Source organism: Streptomyces sp. HNM0645, assembly GCF_030056615.1.
GTDB lineage: Bacteria > Actinomycetota > Actinomycetes > Streptomycetales > Streptomycetaceae > Streptomyces > Streptomyces marianii.
Genome location: NZ_JASHLT010000017.1, coordinates 79,395 through 94,592, shown reverse-complemented (window position 1 = coordinate 94,592; position 15,198 = coordinate 79,395). Strand labels below are relative to the sequence as shown.

The window sequence follows — 15,198 nt, the reverse complement described above, 5'->3', positions numbered from 1 at the left end:
CAGCCCTCACGATGGCCCGCGAACACGTACTGGTGGTCACCGGCGGAAAGTCCGAACCCGTCGAACTGCTCAGGCAGGACCGGGCGCTGAGGATCTCGGCGATCACCGAGCCCGGCCACCGGCACCTCTATCCCGACCTCGACCACGTCACCACCGTCGACGACATCGGAGACCTGAAGCAGGTCCGCACGGCCGCGCTCGGGATCATCGCCGCCCACGGCCCGGTCGACGCCGTCGTCGCGCCGTCCGAGCGCTCCCTGCCGACGGGCGGCTACCTCCGCTCGTACCTGGGGCTGCCCGGCCTGCCCTTCGACACCGCGAACCTGTTGTGCAACAAGTACGCAATGAAGGCCCGGCTGCGGGCGCACGGCATCCCCGTCGCGGCCGGCGCCCTCGCGCCGACCGCCGCGGAACTGCCCGGGGCCGCTCTCGCCACCGGTCTGCCGGCGGTGGTCAAACCCGCCTTCGGTAACGGCACCGCCTTCACCCACCGGGTGGACGAGCGGGCGGAGCTCACCGGGGCGCCGCTGCTCGCCTCGCTGGCCCAGGCGCCCGGGCCGTTCGTCGTGGAGGAGTGCCTGGACGTCACCGACGAGTACCACTGCGACGCCCTGGTGGTGGGCGGAAGCATCGTCTTCTCGTCCGTCTCCCGGTACTTCCAGCCGGTGCTGCGCTCCCTGGGGGAGATCTTCGGCTCGCACACCGTGGCGGACGGGACACCGGAGGCGGCCGCGGTCCGCGAGCTGAACGAGCGGACCGTCGCGGCGGTCGGGCTGCGCGACGGCGTGACCCACATGGAGGTGCTGCGCACCGCCGACGGCCGGTTCCTGGTCGGCGAGATCGCCGGCCGGCCCGGCGGTGGCGGGGTGCCGCACGTGCTCGCCCACAAGTACGGCATCGACACCCGCGGGCTCTTCCTCGCCTCCGCCCTCGGCCGGCCGCTCGACCACCGGGTCGATGTCGCCGACGGCGTCCACTACTGGTGCGTGCTGCCCGTACGGCACGGAACGGTGGCCGAGGTGTCCACCGCCGACGACTTCCGCGACCTCCCCGGCGTGCTGCACGTCGAGATGGCCGTGGCCCCCGGGGACACCGTCACCGGAACGCTCTACTCGACCTCCATGGCGGGCCTGATCGTCGGCCGCGCCGACCGGGCGGACGAGATCCCCGGTCTGCTCGACCGGATCCGCCGGAGGTTCACCATCCGCATCGAAGACGGCGCCGGACGCCCGACGGCGGAGACGGCCCGCGCCTAGGGCCTTGTCCGGCGAATCGGCGCCGTGGCCGCACGGGTTCACCGCGCCGGAACCACCATCAGAACAGGAGACACGACCACCATGGCGGAACTGACCGCACACGCCCCCCTCACCGAGTCGTTCGCCCGGGACGGCTACGCCATCCTGCCCGGCGTCCTCGACCGCGAGACCGTGGCCGGGCTGCGGGAGCTCTGCGGCCGGCTGCTGACCGGCGAGGGCAAGCAGGAGATGCTGCCCCGTACGTTCCTGGCCACCCCCGAGCTGACCGACGTGCTGCTCCGCGACGAGATCACCGCCGCGCTGACGCGGGTCCTCGGCCCGCGGGTGGCGTTCTACCCGAACCTGACGATCCGCAAGAGCCTCTACATCGGCTGGCACATCGACGAGGCCTTCGCAGGACCCGGCAAGGAGTACGTCTGGGACCCGGGCTTCGCGCACCTCCAGGGCGCGATCTACCTCCAGGACAACGACGAGCGGACCGGCGGCGGGATCGACGTGCTGCCCGGCTCCCACCTCGCCTCGATCGACGGTTACGGCCGGGCCCGCCCGGACTTCGACTCGGCCCTGGCCAACCCGCCCGGCGGGCGGCCCCCGGTCCGGGTCGACAGCAAGGCCGGCGACCTGGTCCTCTGGCACGCCCGGCTCATGCACGCCAGCACTCCCGCCGCCGGCCCCGAGGACGGCGACGCGCCCACCAAGCTGGGGCTGTTCTTCAGTGCCGGCCGGCACGACGCGTACGAGAACAACCGCTTCCTCTCGCACCTCACCGCCAAGCGGGTCCAGGTGGAGGACGGCAAGCAGGTCTTCTACGAGCGGCACGGCCAGGTCCTGGACATCCGCTACCCGGAGAGCTACCCGCACCAGGTGCGGCAGCGCGCCGCCGATGCCGGCGTCACCTTCGCGTCCTTCTGACCACGCCGACGGGAGTCACCACGTGATGCACGACCCCTCCTCCACCAGCCGCCCCCGACGGGTGCTCATCGCCAACGGCACGTACGAGAGCGCCTACCCCCTCGCCCGCACGCTGGTGGACTCCGGCGCGCAGGTCCACATCGCGCACTCCGACCGTGCCGGAGACGTGGCCGTCTCCCGGCTGATCACCGCCGCGCACCAGGTGCCGGCCCCGCGTCCCACCGCCGAACACCTCATGGCCGAGGGCACTGACCCGCTGCCCGACCGGTTCGCCGACGCCATGCTCGGCCTCGCCCGGCGGATCGGCGCCGAAGCGGTGATCCCCACCGGTGACTCCGAGGTGGTGGCGCTGGCGAGCCACCGGAAGGCGTTCGAGGACGCCGGCATCCTGGTCACCGCGCCGACCCTGGCGACGGCACGGACCATGATGGACAAGTACCTGGCCGTCACCGCCGCCGCGGCGGCCGGGGTGCCCACCCCGCGCACCGCGCGGATCGACGACCTCGCCGGCCTGCGGGCGTTCGCGGCCGACGAGGGGTACCCGCTCGTCTTCAAAAAGCGGGTCTCCTCCGGCAGTCGGGGCATCCGCGTGATCCGCTCGGCCGACAGGCTCGACCAGGCGTACGAGGACTTCGCGGGCAGCCCGGCGATGGCCCAGGAGTACGTGCCCGGCGAGCGCGAGCCCTCGATCAACGCGATCCGGGACGCCGCCGGCGGTTTCCGCCTGGTGGTGTCGCTCCGCAAACAGCGCTACATCAACACCTCGGTCTCCACCTCCATCCGGATCGTTCCGGCGCTTCCCGAGACCAAGGCCGTGTTGAGCTTCCTGGACGCCGTGAACGCGGTCGGCTTCGCCGCCGTCCAGGTCCGGGAGCACCCGGTGACCGGCGAGCACATGTTCATCGAGTCCAACACCCGCTGGGGCGCCAACTCCCGCATGCTCCTGCCGCTCCTGCGCCGCCAGGGCTACCGGGCCGTCGACGACTTCCTCGCCGCCTGGGCCGGCCAGGGCCCCTACGAGGGCCCCACCCACCGCCCGGAGGACGGCGCCGCCGTCTCCCCTGTGGAGGACCTGCTGGCCCTGGAGAGCTTCGCCCGCCACCGCCTCACGGTGGGCCGCCGGGGCGGTCCCACGGTCGCCTGGTCCACCGTGGCCCGCGCCTACTGGGAGTCCTACGGCCGCGCCAAGCCCCTGGTCACCGACTACCTGTTCGCCTCCGCCCTGTCCGACCCGAGGGCCGCGGCCACCACGTTCCGCCGGGCGCTCCAGGAACGCCGCCGCGAGGATCTCTCCTTCCTGCCGCTCGGCGAACTGACCGCCCGTTACTGACGTCCCGGCCGGGCCTCGCCCGGCGGCGCCCTCGCGCGCCCCTTGATGTGAGGAACACATGGACATGTCCACTTCCCGCACCGCAACTCCCCGCAGGCTGCTGATGTGCCCGCCCCGCCATTTCGACGTCACCTACTCCATCAACCCCTGGATGGAGCCGGAGAAGCCGACCGACGCGGCTCTCGCCCTGCTCCAATGGGAGCGACTGCGGGACCTCTTCACCGACCTGGGCCACACCGTTGAGGTCATCGAGCCACTGCCGGGCGTGCCCGACATGGTGTTCGCCGCCAACGGGGCCACAGTGGTGGACGGCAAGGTCCTCGGCGCACGGTTCCGCCACGTGGAGCGGACCGCCGAAGGCCCCGCCTATCTCCGGTGGTTCGTCCGGCAAGGCTACCGCGAGGTGCTGTGGCCCGAGCACATCAACGAGGGCGAGGGTGACTACCTCACGGTAGGCCGGCGTATCCTCGCGGGAACGGGCTTCCGTACGGACCCCCGCTCCCACGCCGAGGCCCAGGAGTTCTTCGGCCTCCCGGTGACCGGCCTGACCCTCGTGAACCCGCGCCACTACCACCTCGACACGGCGCTGGCGGTGCTCTCCGACACGGAGATCATGTACTACCCGGAGGCCTTCACCCCCGGCAGCCGGGCGGTGCTGCGGGAGATGTTCCCCGACGCCGTCCTCGCCTCTGCCGAGGACGCCGCCGTCTTCGGCCTGAACGCCTTCTCCGACGGGCTCAACGTCCTGCTTCCGCAGGCGGCACGAGGTCTGCACGAGCAGTTGCGCTCCCGGGGCTTCCGCCCGGTCGGCGTCGACCTCAGCGAGCTCTTGAAGGCGGGCGGCAGCGTCAAGTGCTGCACGCTTGAGCTGCGCCCCTGACCGGACCGCGGCCGGCGCGGTCCTCCCGGCGGCCCCGGACAGGGTGGGGTCGCTCCGGAGGACCGGGGCCCGGGTGCGTACGGGGTGAGCGTCCAGGAAGGGCCCTTACGTGGCCATGGCGACCACGGGGGTCGTCGTCGTGGCCGCCGCCGGGATCGCGGCGCAGACCTCGACGGCGGCCTCGGCCTGGCCTGCCCGACGGACGTACAGGGGACGGGCGTTCGGCGCCCGCACGGCACCCTCGCTCTCCGCTATGAAGGTCTAGAAGAAGGACACGTACTACGGCCGCGTCGCGGTCTGCATCGGCGGCGGGAACCGCGGCTGCGCCCAGCCCGACCTGACCAGGTCGTGGGTGAAGTCGGCCGACACGCTCGGCCGGTGGGTCATCCGCCTCCACGTCGGCGCGCAGCCGCCGTGCCGGAGGAGCGGCAGCGAGGAACGGTTCACGGCAGCCACCGCCGCCGCGGTCGGGGTGAGCAACGCCGACGACGCGATCGCCAGGGCCTCGGCGCTCGGCATGAAGGCCGGCAAGCCCGGTCCACCTCAACATGGAGGCGTACGACATCGCCGACAAGGCGTGCAACAACGCGACCCTGACCTATGTGCGGTCCTTCACCAGGAACCTGCGCGCCAAGACCGAACACCGCCTTACGCATCGGACCGGTGGCCACCCCCGCCCTGGTCGTCGTAGGGCTCGGGCTGGCCGTGCGAGCTCTGGCCCCCTGAGGCCGTCCCTGTTCCACCGCGCTCCACGCACTGCTGAGGAGGCCCGTACGCCCCGGCGGCGACGCTCGCACCTGTCACCGACTGCACCTCGTGTGGCGGGGAGCGGCTCAGCGCCTGTCGCTATACGGCGGCCAGCTCAGGGCCTGGAGCGGCAGCCTGAGCGCGTGATCTGAGAGAGATCGTGAACGCGATCCCCTATGTCGACCGCAGCCGGATCCCGCGCCGCTCTGGCCCTCTCTGTCAGCCTTGGGTGAGACGTCCCGATTCGTCGGGTTAGCCTGAGAGGGCACGACAGGAGAGCCACCCCCTCATGACCAGCACCACTTCGGCCGGATCCGACCCGGCTGCCCGGCCGAAGCGCCGCACGTTCAGTCCCGAGTACAAGCTGCGGATCGTGGCCGAGTACGACGCCGCGCCCAAGAACGAGAAGGGTGCGGTCCTGCGCCGCGAGCGGCTGTACCACTCGCACGTCAAGGAATGGCGGGCCGCGCGGGATGCCGGGGCCCTGGAGAAGCTGGTCGACAAGCGCACCAGCCCGGCGAGGCCGAAGAAGACCGCCGCCGAGGCGGAGAACGAGAAACTGCGCCGCCGGGTGGAACGGCTGGAGAAGGAGCTGGCCCGGAACAAGGCCGCGCTGGAGGTCATGGGAAAAGCTTCCGCGCTCTTGGAAATGATCTCCGAGGGCGCGGACTGAACGCTGCCGCCGGACCGGTCGCCGACGACGCGTTCACCGGCATCGAGGGCATGCTGGGCAGCGGCTGCTGAGGCTCGTGGAGGACGGTCAGGGATCGCCGGCGTTCTCCGCCGAGCTCATGACCAACCTCAGCTTCAACGGTCGGGAGCAGCAGGAGGCCGTACTTCTGCTGGCCAGCAGCCTGGAGCACGGCGGACGCGACGGCCAGCTCTCCGCGACCGACGCCCGCCTCTACCGGGCGCTGTCCGGGAGCCTCGCCACCGCCACAGGACCCGATTCGCCGCTCGGTTCCCCCGGCGGCGTCACCTCTGCCTGGACCGACCGCCTCATCGCCGTGGCCCGTGACGGCAACGGCCTTCCGAACCGGCACCCGGGGCAGCTGGGCGGCGGAGCGGCGGGGCTCAGCGCGCTGACCAAGCTGATGGCCGCGGACAACGACGGCCTGCAGGTCTACGACCCGAACAAGGACCCCAAGGAGAAGTCCTCGCCCTGGCAGAAGGACGAGGGCGACCCGGTGTACAGCGAGGCCTTCCTCACAGAGGTCGCCGAGACCATCCGGGACTGGGAGACGCACACGGACGACCCGTACGACGGCCATATGAAGAACTGGCAGGGCACGCAGGAGGACCCGATGAAGGGCCTGCTGAACGCCATGAGCCGCAACCCGTCCGCCGCCACCCACTACTTCGACCCGAACACCACCGACAACCTGAAGTACTTCCTGGACGACCGGAAGTGGCCCGGCGGCGAGGTCGAGAGCAAGATGCCGGGGGAGCTGCAGCACAGCTCGGCCCGAGCCGAGCTCGGTCTCGCGCTCGAGGCCGCCGCCACCGGCCGCGCCCCCGGCTCGCCGATGCACCCGGTGCCGGCTCACCACGACGGCGCCGAGACCGCGATCTTCGAGCGGGTGATGGGCGAGTACACGAAGGAGCTCAGGACGAACCAGAGCGCCATCCCCGTTTCCATGCGACTGCCGATGGCCGACATGATCGCCGACTACGGCTCCGACGTGCACCAGATCCTCGGCAAGAAGATGGACGGCCCGACCGACTTCAATCAGTTGGAGATCGACCGCGGCGACCTCACCCGGATCATCCGCTCCACGGCCGAGGACCCCAACGCCTTCAAGGCCATCCACGGTTCGCAGACCGCCGTGATCGGCGAGGGGCTGTCACGCTTCCCGGAGGAGTCCTTCCGCAAGGAGGACCCGGAGCTGCGGGCCTGGGTCAAGCAGTCCGCGTCGGCGCTCGGTCACCTCGACGGTGTGCGCGGCGACGTCATCTATGACCTGGGGCAGGCGGAGAAGGACGCCAACAACTGGAACAAGATGGTCAACTACCACGTGTATGGTGGGCTGCTGACTCCCATCCCGATCGTCGGCGATGGGGTCCAGCGCTCGATTGACTGGGGTCTGAGCGCGAACCTGAACGACGAGAACGCCAAGGTCGACGCCGCGACCCGCGAAAACATGATCAAGCATTACGACGAGGGCCAGAAGCAGATGTACGGCATGTTGCGCGGGATGGCGATACATCGCGGGCTCACGGAGACGGAGCTGGACAGGAGCCCCGGCGAGTTCGAGGACCACCTCCAGACGATCACCGAGCAGTGGTACCAGAACGGCATGGAAGACGCCGACAAGTCGATGGGCCAGTGACCGATGCACAAGAAGTGGCTGCCGCTGACCGTCGTGCTCGGCGTCGCCGGGGCTGCGGTCGTGACGGCGAGTATCTGGCCTGACGACGAGAAGAGACCGCCGCTGGCGCAGACCCTGTGCCACGGGGCGCTCAGCCGGCAGACGGCCGAGCTGATCGACGACGGCAAGGGGGGCGAGGTCAGCGCGGAGGAGTGGGAGAGCAAGGGCAAGGGCAGTGACGACGCGGTGTTCAAGGCATGCGGAGTGATGCGCGCCAACCCCGGCAGCGACTCCCGCCGAGGAACCTTCAACCTGGTCATCGCGGACGAGCGGCATGACTCCGGTCCCCGGAAGGACTCCGTCCCCCTCGGTTCCGGATACAAGGGCTGGGCGCTCCCCGAGGAGGCCAGGGCCGTGTTGCCCGACGGCTGCGCCGCCCGCATGGGCTCGACCGCCCCGTACATCACGGTGACCTTCATCGCGCCCTCGAAGAAGGGCGAGCAGCAGGAGAAGGAGCTCGTCGACAGCGACACCGCGATCCGCAACAGCGCGGCGATCGTTCGGGAGGCGGCCACGAACCTCGCACGCATCGCCGGCTGTGGGTGAACGCCGTGCGGACGGGGCCCGGTCGGGCTGATCCCGGATCGGAGTCATGGTGAGCGAGGAGCCGGTCTTCGTCAGGAGCGGGTGGGGAACGGGCCGGTACGTCTACAACCACCGCAACCCGGTCGGTCTCCCACTGATCGTCCTGGCGTCGCTCATCGCGCTCGGCGGGCTGTTCGGCATGCGGGCCGAGTCGACGTGGAGTGAGGGCGAGATCCGCGACGCCGTCCACAAGGGCGTCGCGGATCTGGACGGAAAGGGGCACTACACGAGTCTCGCGGGCGACCGTGGCTTCCTGATCGCCGAGGCGATCCAGGAGAGCGGTATCGGACCCGGGCACGGCGTCGAGACGCACAAGGAGGAGGCTGGCGGCTACACCGTCGGCACCGAGGACACCGACACCGAGTACTGCGTCCGCGTCACACTGACTCCGGACCCGGAGCCGCCCGTGGCCTTTCCGGGAACCGAGGACCTGCCGCCACCCGACCCGGACATGCTCGCCTTCTACGTCTCCCACGCGACCTTCAGCGAGGGCGCGTGCCGCTGACGCCGTCGACCGCTGAGCGCGAGCAGCCCCTCCGCATCGGTCGCCGTGGAGTGGGGCGGTCAGGTGAAGTTCCTGGTGAAGAACGCGTCCAGGGTGTCGAAGGGGATGCGGTCCTTGCGGTCGGCGCCCGCATGTCCGCGAAGCCGCATCCGGGCTCAACGGGTCCCCGCGCAGGCCGGGGCAGGGCGGCGGTGGCGCCGGGCCAGGACGAGTTGCGGATCAGAGTCAGGGCGGCGATGGCGGTGCCGACGACGGCGCGGCCGGTGGGGCCCAGGCCGGAGTCGAGGGTTCGGCCGGCGATCCCGGAGCGGATGGTGGTGCCGAGGTTGAACGCCGCGAAGGTCAGTGCTGAGGCGGAGGGTGGACGCCTGGCCGGCGTGGCGGACGGGCAGGGCCACCAGGACCGGATTGGCGCTGAGGCCGAAGAAGCCGAGCAGTGCGATCAGGACGATCACGGCGGGGGCGGAGCCTGCCAGCAGGACGACCGCCAGCAGGGGAAGCACCCCGTCCGCGGCGGCGGTGACAGTCACCATTTGCCTGCGACGGTCACCCAGACGGCCGCCCACGAGCGAGCCGGCCAGCGCACCGAGTCCGAAGCCGACGAGGACCAGCGGTACCAGTCCGGTGGCGAGACCGGCCCGGTCGGTCAGCAGCGGCGCGACGTAGGAGCACGCGGCTGGTGATCTGAGTCAGAGATTCGTCGGCAGTAGGCGGCGAATCTCTGGCTCAGAGGCCGCGGGCCGGGGGTTGAGATGGGAGGCCACCTGTAGCAGTTTGGGGGTGGCGTCGGTGAGCTTCAGGGCGCCGCCGAGGGCCTGAAGCCAGCCTTTGGGCTCTGCTGAAGTTGTGGCTAATTGAGTCTGATAGAGCGTCATATGGCCCGACATCCACATGACTCCGGCCGAGGGTGTGCGGGCCCATCTGGACCTCCAGGGCGGGCGGCCGTCCGGGGTGCTGCTGCCGATCCACTGGGGCACCTTCAACCTGGCTCTGCATGCGTGGGCGGAGCCGGGGGAGTGGACGAAGGACGCGGGCGAGGAGGCCGGCCAGGCGGTGGCGTTCCCGCGGCCCGGTGAGCCGTTCGAGCCGGCGGGGAGGCTGCCCGAGGAGCCGTGGTGGCGGGCGGTCTCCGGTCCGATCGCCCGTCCGTGGCGCCGTCCGCGGGGTGTTGAGAGTGCGGCCGAGACGAGCAGGGGTGATCTCGACCTCGCCGGTGAGCGGTGACGTCGGCCGGGGGCGACCGCGGCGGGGTCGTGCGGATGCCGGATCCGCCGCAGTTCCGGAGCACCGTCGCCGGACCGGCCGGTGAGCGCATGGTGGATCCGGCCTGACGCGCCCCGCCCGACGCGCCGCGGCACGGGCCGCGCACGGATCTGCCCGACGGCTCCGGCCGTCGGGCAGATCCATCGGTCACGGGGCGACTCCCCCCGGCCCGGTGCTCAGAACGGGCTGGGCACCCGGGTCCAGATGATCACCACGAGCGCCAGCTGGAGGGCGCACAGCACGCGCGCGGTCATCCAGCGGAACGCCACTGCCCCCGCCCCGATGCCGAACAGCGTCGAAAGCAGCAGGCAGATGAAGGCGCCCGCTGCGGTGTCGCGGTCGCCGGTCGTACGGCTGGAACTGCTTGACCGGCCGGTTCATGGCGTCGTACTCGGTTCGGGCGGCGAAGTCGTCGGTGTCCGCCGTCTCTGTGCCGCGCGGGGTGACGACCTTCGTCGCGTTGCCGACCTGGTCGTACTCGTACCGGGTCGTGCGGTAGGTGATCGAGGTCGTGCCCGTGTACGGGACCTTGATCTCGGTCTGGCGGGCCCGCTCGTCGTAGGTGACGTACGTGGTCCGGTTCTCGGCGTCCGTGGCCTCGACGACCAGGCCGTCCTTGTCGTACTTCTTCGACGTGGACCTGCCGGCCGCGTCGGTGGACGTGACGACCCGGTGGTTCAGGTCGTAGACCGTCGTGCCCGTGTAGTCGTCGGGGTCGGTGGTCGCGTTCTTCTTCGGGTCGACGACCTTGGTGACGTTGCCGACGTCGTCGTACGCGTAGCTGACCTTGTCACCGGCCGAGTTGACCACGGACGTCAGCTGGTAGATCGAGTCGTAGGTGTTGGTGGTGGTGAACGAACCGGCCACCGCGCCCGCCTGGTTGCCCTTGGGCTCGGTCGTGGATGTGCGGAAGTGGCGGAGGACGCCGCATCGGATACGGTGCCCTGCGTCCGGCTGGCCACGGACCCTCCCGGGTAGCGGTCGCTCCACCGTACGCGGGCAGCTGTCCGGGGTGATGTCACCGATCCGCTGGGGCACGTTCAACCTCGCGCTGCACCCCCCTGGACGAGCCGGACGGGCACGCTCGGGCGGACGAGGAGACCCGACGCCGGGGCCCGCCGCACGGCCGGCCTCTCACGAATTGTCCGGACACTCCGCCCCATCAGCCGAGGACGAGGACGTACCCGGGCACACGCACCCACCGCTGCCCCCGGAATTTCGCCTGTGCGTGCGAGCCCTCATACCAGAGCGGGATGCTCTACGGGCAAGTTTGTCAACTGCCCACCGCACATGAACGGATCACGACTACCGTGTGTGTCCGGTGATCAACGGTGGGCTCTCGCAACCCCCTTGGCGCCGCGCACACCGATCGGTACACGATTCCCGGGCCACGTACCAAGGACGCTGATGTCTCAACTACGCGCACCCGCCGCGCGGCAGGACCGCCGCGAGGGCGGGCGGCACGGCCGGTCAGGCGCCCGCGCGCTCTCCTCCGCGGGCAGGCCGCAGTCCACGCCGCCGAACTCCGAAGCCCGTATACGTTCCCAACTGCTGCGAACCGCCGTTCTGCCCGCCGTCGTGGTCTCGCTCAGCGGCGCGGCCGCCGTGCTGTTCACGATCCGTTCCACCGACGCGCGGCCGTCCGCCGCGCTGTGGGTCGCGCTCGCCGGCTCGGCGGCCCTCGCCGCCGTCGCCGTTGCGGCGGCGGCGCTGGGCGCGGAACGCACGGCCAGAACCCTGCGCGACCGCGCGCAGAGCCTGCGCCGGTCCAGCGCCCGCCGGCAGGCCGAACTCACCGCCGTGGTGGACCGACTGCGCCACGGCGAGCGTCCGTCGCCCCGTGAGAGCCTGCCCGTCCCGACCGCCGGTGGTGACGAACTCGATCTCCTCGCCCAGGAGCTGACGCGCTCCCACGAGTCCGCCGTGGCCGCCGTGGTCCAGGCCTCCCGACTGTCCAGCAGCGTGGGCAACGAGCAGAAGGTCGAGGTCTTCGTCAATCTCGCCCGCAGGCTCCAGTCGCTGGTGCACCGCGAGATCCAGTTGCTCGACGAGCTGGAGAACGAGGTCGAGGACCCGGAGCTGCTCAAGGGCCTCTTCCACGTCGACCACCTGGCGACCCGGATCCGCCGCCACGCGGAGAACCTCGCCGTGCTCGGCGGAGCCATCTCCCGTCGCCAGTGGTCCAACCCGGTCACCATGACCGAGGTCCTCCGCTCGTCCATCGCCGAGGTGGAGCAGTACCCCCGGGTCAAGCTGGTGCCGCCGATCGACGGCACCCTGCGCGGCCACGCCGTCGCCGACGTCATCCACCTCCTCGCCGAGCTGGTGGAGAACGCCACCCTGTTCTCCGCCCCGCACACCCAGGTGCTGCTGCGCGCCTCGCACGTCACGGCGGGGCTGGCCGTGGAGGTCGAGGACCGGGGTCTCGGCATGCCCCTCTCCGAGCAGAACAAGATGAACGCCCTGCTCGCCGACCCCGACCAGGTCAATGTGGCGCACCTCCTGCAGGACGGCCGCATCGGACTGTTCGTGGTCTCGGCGCTCGCACGCAGGCACGGCATCGCGGTCCGGCTCCAGTCCAACATCTACGGAGGCATCCAGGCCGTCCTGGTGCTGCCCCAGGGGCTGCTCGGTGCCGAGCCGGGAGCCCAGGACGGTGCCGGGCAGCAGGGTGCCCACCGCCACGCCGACCAGCCGCCGGCCGCGGCCGCCGCGGTGGCGGGCGGGGTCGCCGGCCGGGAGCGCGCCGCAGCCCCCGGGGCCGTCCCTCATCCCGCCGTCGAGCCGCCGCACACCGTCGACGCGCACCACACCGGCAGTCAGCGCACTCTGAGCTACGCGGCGAGCATGCCGGGGATGCCGCACCAGCAGCCTGCGGCGGATCCCGCAGCCGGGCCGCTACCGGTGCGCGGCGAGCACCCGGACCGGGCCAACCCGGCCACCGTCCGGACCGGCGCGGCCCACGCGGCCGCCCCGCCGGCGCCGGCGCAACCGCCCCCGCGGCCGCCCGAGCCGCGCCATGCGCCCTCCCCGTCCGACCCCCCGGCCGTACGCGGCACCATGGGCCGCCCGCAGTTGCCCAAACGGCGCGCCCAGGAGCATCTGGCACCCCAGCTGCGGGACGAACCAGCCCCGCGCAGACCCGAGGAGCAGGCCCTGCACGACCCCGGGCTGATGGCGGCCTTTCAACGGGGAATCGGCCTCGCGGAGTCCCGGACGCCGGAAGCAGCGGACCCGGTCCCGCACGAACCGCAGCAACAGCTCGACACCCACAAGGAGTAGATGCACCATGGCGAGCGATGTGCCCACGGGCCATTCCTCGGATCTCGACTGGCTGCTCGGCGGCCTGGTCCAGCGAGTGCCGCACACCCGCAACGCGGTTCTGCTCTCCTCCGACGGCCTGGTGAAGTCCGTGCACGGCCTCGATGCCGACAGCGCCGACCACATGGCCGCGCTGGCGTCCGGGCTGTACTCGCTCGGCCGCAGCGCCGGCGCCCGGTTCGGCGACGGGGGTGAGGTCCGCCAGGTCGTGGTGGAACTCGACTCCACTCTGTTGTTCGTGTCCACGGCCGGATCGGGCACCTGTCTGGCCGTGCTGGCGGGGCGGGAGGCGGACGCCGCGGTCCTCGGGTACGAGATGGCGATGCTGGTCAAGAGCGTACGGCCGTATCTGGTCACTCCGGCCAGACAGGCCGCCGGGGCGCCGAACGCCACGGGGTTCTGACCGTGCCGGCCCCCAAGGACGGGCCGTGGCTCGACGATGCGGCAGGGCGGCTGATCCGTCCCTACTCCGTGATCGGGGGCCGTACCCGTCCTACGGCCACCCTCGATCTGCTGTCCCTGGTGATGGCCACCGGCACCGTCCCGCAGGGGGCGCTCGGTCCGGAGCACGCACTGGCCCTCGGTCTGTGCGGCGGGCCCACGTCGGTGGCGGAGATCTCGGCGCACTTACGGCTCCCCGCGGTCGTCACCAAGGTGCTTCTGTCCGACCTCGTGGACTGCGGGGCCGTCACCGCAAGGGCGCCCCGCTTCCAGGACTCCCCGACCGACCGTTCCCTGCTGGAGGCAGTGCTCGATGGCCTACGACGACGGCTCTGACCACCGCCCTGACCACACCCCCGAGCACGACCAGGGCTCCCGTCTCCGCGGCGATCCCTTTCCCACCGCACTGAAGATCCTGGTCGCGGGCGGCTTCGGGGTGGGCAAGACGACCTTCGTGGGCGCGGTGAGCGAGATCGAGCCGCTGAGTACCGAGGAACTGCTGACCGCCGTCAGCGTCGGCACCGACAGCCTGGCGGGAGTGGAGTCCAAGACGACCACCACGGTGGCCATGGACTTCGGCCGGATCACCCTCGACGACCGCCATGTGCTGTACCTCTTCGGCACACCGGGCCAGGAGCGCTTCTGGTTCATGTGGGACGAGCTCTCCGGAGGAGCGCTCGGCGCGGTCGTCCTCGCCGACACGCGCCGGCTGGAGGACTGCTTCTCCGCCGTGGACTTCTTCGAGCGGCGCGGCATCGGGTTCGTCGTCGCCGTCAACGAGTTCGACGGTTCCTACCGCTACGAACCGGACGAGGTCCGGGCCGCGATCGACCTCAGGGAGGACGTCCCGGTCGTGCTGTGCGACGCGCGCATCGCCGGCTCCGGGATCGGCACTCTGGTCACCCTCGTCCAGCATCTGCTCACCACCACCCCGGCACCGGCAGCGGCGCCGAGCTACGGAGCTCAGTCATGACGTACGACCCGACCGGCCACCTGCTGCTGACACCCGTCGACCGGGAGGCCCCCGCCCGGGTGCGTCGGCTGCGTCAGCTCGGGCTGGGCGAACGGCCCGAGCCGGCGTTCGACGAATTCGCCCACAAGCTCGCGGAGGTGACCGGGGCCCCGTACTCGATGGTCAACTTCATCGACGAGCACCAGCAGTTCTTCGCGGGGCTGCACACACCCGAGGGTACCCACGCGGGCGGGGGCGACCTCGCGGCGGCGGGCGGCGGGGACGTGGGCCGCTTCATGGCGCGCGACCACGGCTACTGCCCGCACGTGGTCGTGCGGCGCAAGGCGCTGGTGCTGGAGGACGTCTGCGACTACCCCCGGTTCGCGGGCAATCCGGTCGTCGACGAGATCGGCATCCGCTCGTACCTGGGTGCGCCCCTGATCGACCGTACGGGCATCGCCCTGGGCACGATCTGCGTGGTGGACACCGAGCCGCGGCCGTGGGGCCGGGCGGGTCTGGAGACCATCAAGTCGCTCGCGGCCGAGCTGGTCGGGCAGATCCACCGCCGTGAGGACGGGCTGCTGTGACCGTGACGTGGTGACGTCCCCGGGAACGCCGTACGGCTCCCGGGGACGTC

Annotated in this window: 15 protein-coding genes and 2 pseudogenes; 16 read left to right on the top strand and 1 reads right to left on the bottom strand. The window is 71.3% G+C overall.

From position 1 onward, the window contains the following. Positions 1-11 precede the first annotated feature (11 nt). The 11 genes and pseudogenes from QMZ92_RS14475 to QMZ92_RS14425 form a co-directional block, all read left to right on the top strand. Complete coding sequence (locus QMZ92_RS14475) at positions 12-1,256, top strand: ATP-grasp domain-containing protein (RefSeq protein ID WP_283297775.1); 1,245 nt, start codon at positions 12-14, stop codon at positions 1,254-1,256. A gap of 81 nt (positions 1,257-1,337) precedes the next feature. After that, complete coding sequence (locus tag QMZ92_RS14470; protein WP_283297774.1) at positions 1,338-2,168, top strand: phytanoyl-CoA dioxygenase family protein; 831 nt, start codon at positions 1,338-1,340, stop codon at positions 2,166-2,168. Between the two features lie 25 nt (positions 2,169-2,193). Beyond that, complete coding sequence (locus QMZ92_RS14465; protein WP_283297773.1) at positions 2,194-3,498, top strand: ATP-grasp domain-containing protein; 1,305 nt, start codon at positions 2,194-2,196, stop codon at positions 3,496-3,498. Positions 3,499-3,562: 64 nt separating this feature from the next. Further along, a complete protein-coding gene (gene ddaH, locus QMZ92_RS14460) occupies positions 3,563-4,378 on the top strand; it encodes a dimethylargininase (protein ID WP_502962055.1) in 816 nt (271 codons plus the stop codon). A 115-nt stretch (positions 4,379-4,493) separates the two neighbouring features. Beyond that, a pseudogene (locus tag QMZ92_RS14455) lies at positions 4,494-5,016 on the top strand (glycoside hydrolase domain-containing protein); the annotation flags it as partial. A 398-nt stretch (positions 5,017-5,414) separates the two neighbouring features. Next, positions 5,415-5,798, top strand: a complete 384-nt coding sequence (locus QMZ92_RS14450) for a transposase (protein WP_283297771.1) — start codon at positions 5,415-5,417, stop codon at positions 5,796-5,798. A 76-nt stretch (positions 5,799-5,874) separates the two neighbouring features. Further along, positions 5,875-7,455 carry a DUF6571 family protein gene (locus QMZ92_RS14445; protein ID WP_283297770.1) on the top strand — a complete coding sequence of 527 codons (1,581 nt, stop codon included), beginning with the start codon at positions 5,875-5,877 and terminating at the stop codon, positions 7,453-7,455. Positions 7,456-7,458: 3 nt separating this feature from the next. Continuing rightward, entirely contained in the window at positions 7,459-8,040 is a 582-nt protein-coding gene (locus QMZ92_RS14440; RefSeq protein ID WP_283297769.1) for a hypothetical protein, read from the top strand. Between the two features lie 46 nt (positions 8,041-8,086). Then, on the top strand, positions 8,087-8,584 hold the full coding sequence (locus QMZ92_RS14435; RefSeq protein ID WP_283297768.1) for a hypothetical protein: 498 nt from the start codon (positions 8,087-8,089) through the stop codon (positions 8,582-8,584). Between the two features lie 317 nt (positions 8,585-8,901). Continuing rightward, positions 8,902-9,267: a hypothetical protein gene (locus QMZ92_RS14430; RefSeq protein ID WP_283297767.1), complete on the top strand. Its 366-nt coding sequence runs from the start codon at positions 8,902-8,904 to the stop codon at positions 9,265-9,267. A 193-nt stretch (positions 9,268-9,460) separates the two neighbouring features. Further along, positions 9,461-9,808 (top strand): annotated as a pseudogene (locus QMZ92_RS14425) (MBL fold metallo-hydrolase); the annotation flags it as partial. A 186-nt stretch (positions 9,809-9,994) separates the two neighbouring features. Here the strand turns inward: QMZ92_RS14425 and QMZ92_RS36020 are convergent. Then, positions 9,995-10,885, bottom strand: a complete 891-nt coding sequence (locus tag QMZ92_RS36020; RefSeq protein ID WP_349307728.1) for a hypothetical protein — start codon at positions 10,883-10,885, stop codon at positions 9,995-9,997. A 369-nt stretch (positions 10,886-11,254) separates the two neighbouring features. Here QMZ92_RS36020 and QMZ92_RS14415 point away from each other — a divergent pair, with 369 nt between their 5' ends. Genes QMZ92_RS14415 through QMZ92_RS14395 form a run of 5 tightly spaced genes read left to right on the top strand, consistent with a single transcriptional unit; the run spans position 11,255 to position 15,148 of the window. Beyond that, positions 11,255-13,129, top strand: a complete 1,875-nt coding sequence (locus QMZ92_RS14415) for a sensor histidine kinase (RefSeq protein ID WP_283297766.1) — start codon at positions 11,255-11,257, stop codon at positions 13,127-13,129. Between the two features lie 7 nt (positions 13,130-13,136). Then, positions 13,137-13,571, top strand: coding sequence for a roadblock/LC7 domain-containing protein (locus QMZ92_RS14410; protein ID WP_283297765.1), 435 nt, complete (start codon positions 13,137-13,139; stop codon positions 13,569-13,571). Positions 13,572-13,573: 2 nt separating this feature from the next. After that, a complete protein-coding gene (locus QMZ92_RS14405) occupies positions 13,574-13,945 on the top strand; it encodes a DUF742 domain-containing protein (protein ID WP_283297764.1) in 372 nt (123 codons plus the stop codon). Beyond that, the gene (locus QMZ92_RS14400) at positions 13,923-14,582 is read left to right on the top strand and encodes a GTP-binding protein (RefSeq protein ID WP_283297763.1); all 660 of its coding nucleotides are present in this window, start codon (positions 13,923-13,925) and stop codon (positions 14,580-14,582) included. Before QMZ92_RS14405 ends, QMZ92_RS14400 begins: the two co-directional genes overlap by 23 nt. Continuing rightward, a complete protein-coding gene (locus QMZ92_RS14395) occupies positions 14,579-15,148 on the top strand; it encodes a GAF domain-containing protein (protein ID WP_283297762.1) in 570 nt (189 codons plus the stop codon). Before QMZ92_RS14400 ends, QMZ92_RS14395 begins: the two co-directional genes overlap by 4 nt. Positions 15,149-15,198 lie beyond the last annotated feature (50 nt).

Bases quoted from the DNA above. Each gene is read 5' to 3' on its own strand.
- QMZ92_RS14435 (WP_283297768.1), top strand. From the start codon at position 8,087: ATGGTGAGCGAGGAGCCGGTCTTCGTCAGGAGCGGGTGGGGAACGGGC.
- QMZ92_RS14415 (WP_283297766.1), top strand. From the start codon at position 11,255: ATGTCTCAACTACGCGCACCCGCCGCGCGGCAGGACCGCCGCGAGGGC.
- QMZ92_RS14450 (WP_283297771.1), top strand. From the start codon at position 5,415: ATGACCAGCACCACTTCGGCCGGATCCGACCCGGCTGCCCGGCCGAAG.
- ddaH (WP_502962055.1), top strand. From the start codon at position 3,563: ATGTCCACTTCCCGCACCGCAACTCCCCGCAGGCTGCTGATGTGCCCG.
- QMZ92_RS14395 (WP_283297762.1), top strand. From the start codon at position 14,579: ATGACGTACGACCCGACCGGCCACCTGCTGCTGACACCCGTCGACCGG.
- QMZ92_RS14475 (WP_283297775.1), top strand. From the start codon at position 12: ATGGCCCGCGAACACGTACTGGTGGTCACCGGCGGAAAGTCCGAACCC.
- QMZ92_RS14440 (WP_283297769.1), top strand. From the start codon at position 7,459: ATGCACAAGAAGTGGCTGCCGCTGACCGTCGTGCTCGGCGTCGCCGGG.
- QMZ92_RS14470 (WP_283297774.1), top strand. From the start codon at position 1,338: ATGGCGGAACTGACCGCACACGCCCCCCTCACCGAGTCGTTCGCCCGG.
- QMZ92_RS14465 (WP_283297773.1), top strand. From the start codon at position 2,194: ATGCACGACCCCTCCTCCACCAGCCGCCCCCGACGGGTGCTCATCGCC.
- QMZ92_RS14400 (WP_283297763.1), top strand. From the start codon at position 13,923: ATGGCCTACGACGACGGCTCTGACCACCGCCCTGACCACACCCCCGAG.
- QMZ92_RS14410 (WP_283297765.1), top strand. From the start codon at position 13,137: ATGGCGAGCGATGTGCCCACGGGCCATTCCTCGGATCTCGACTGGCTG.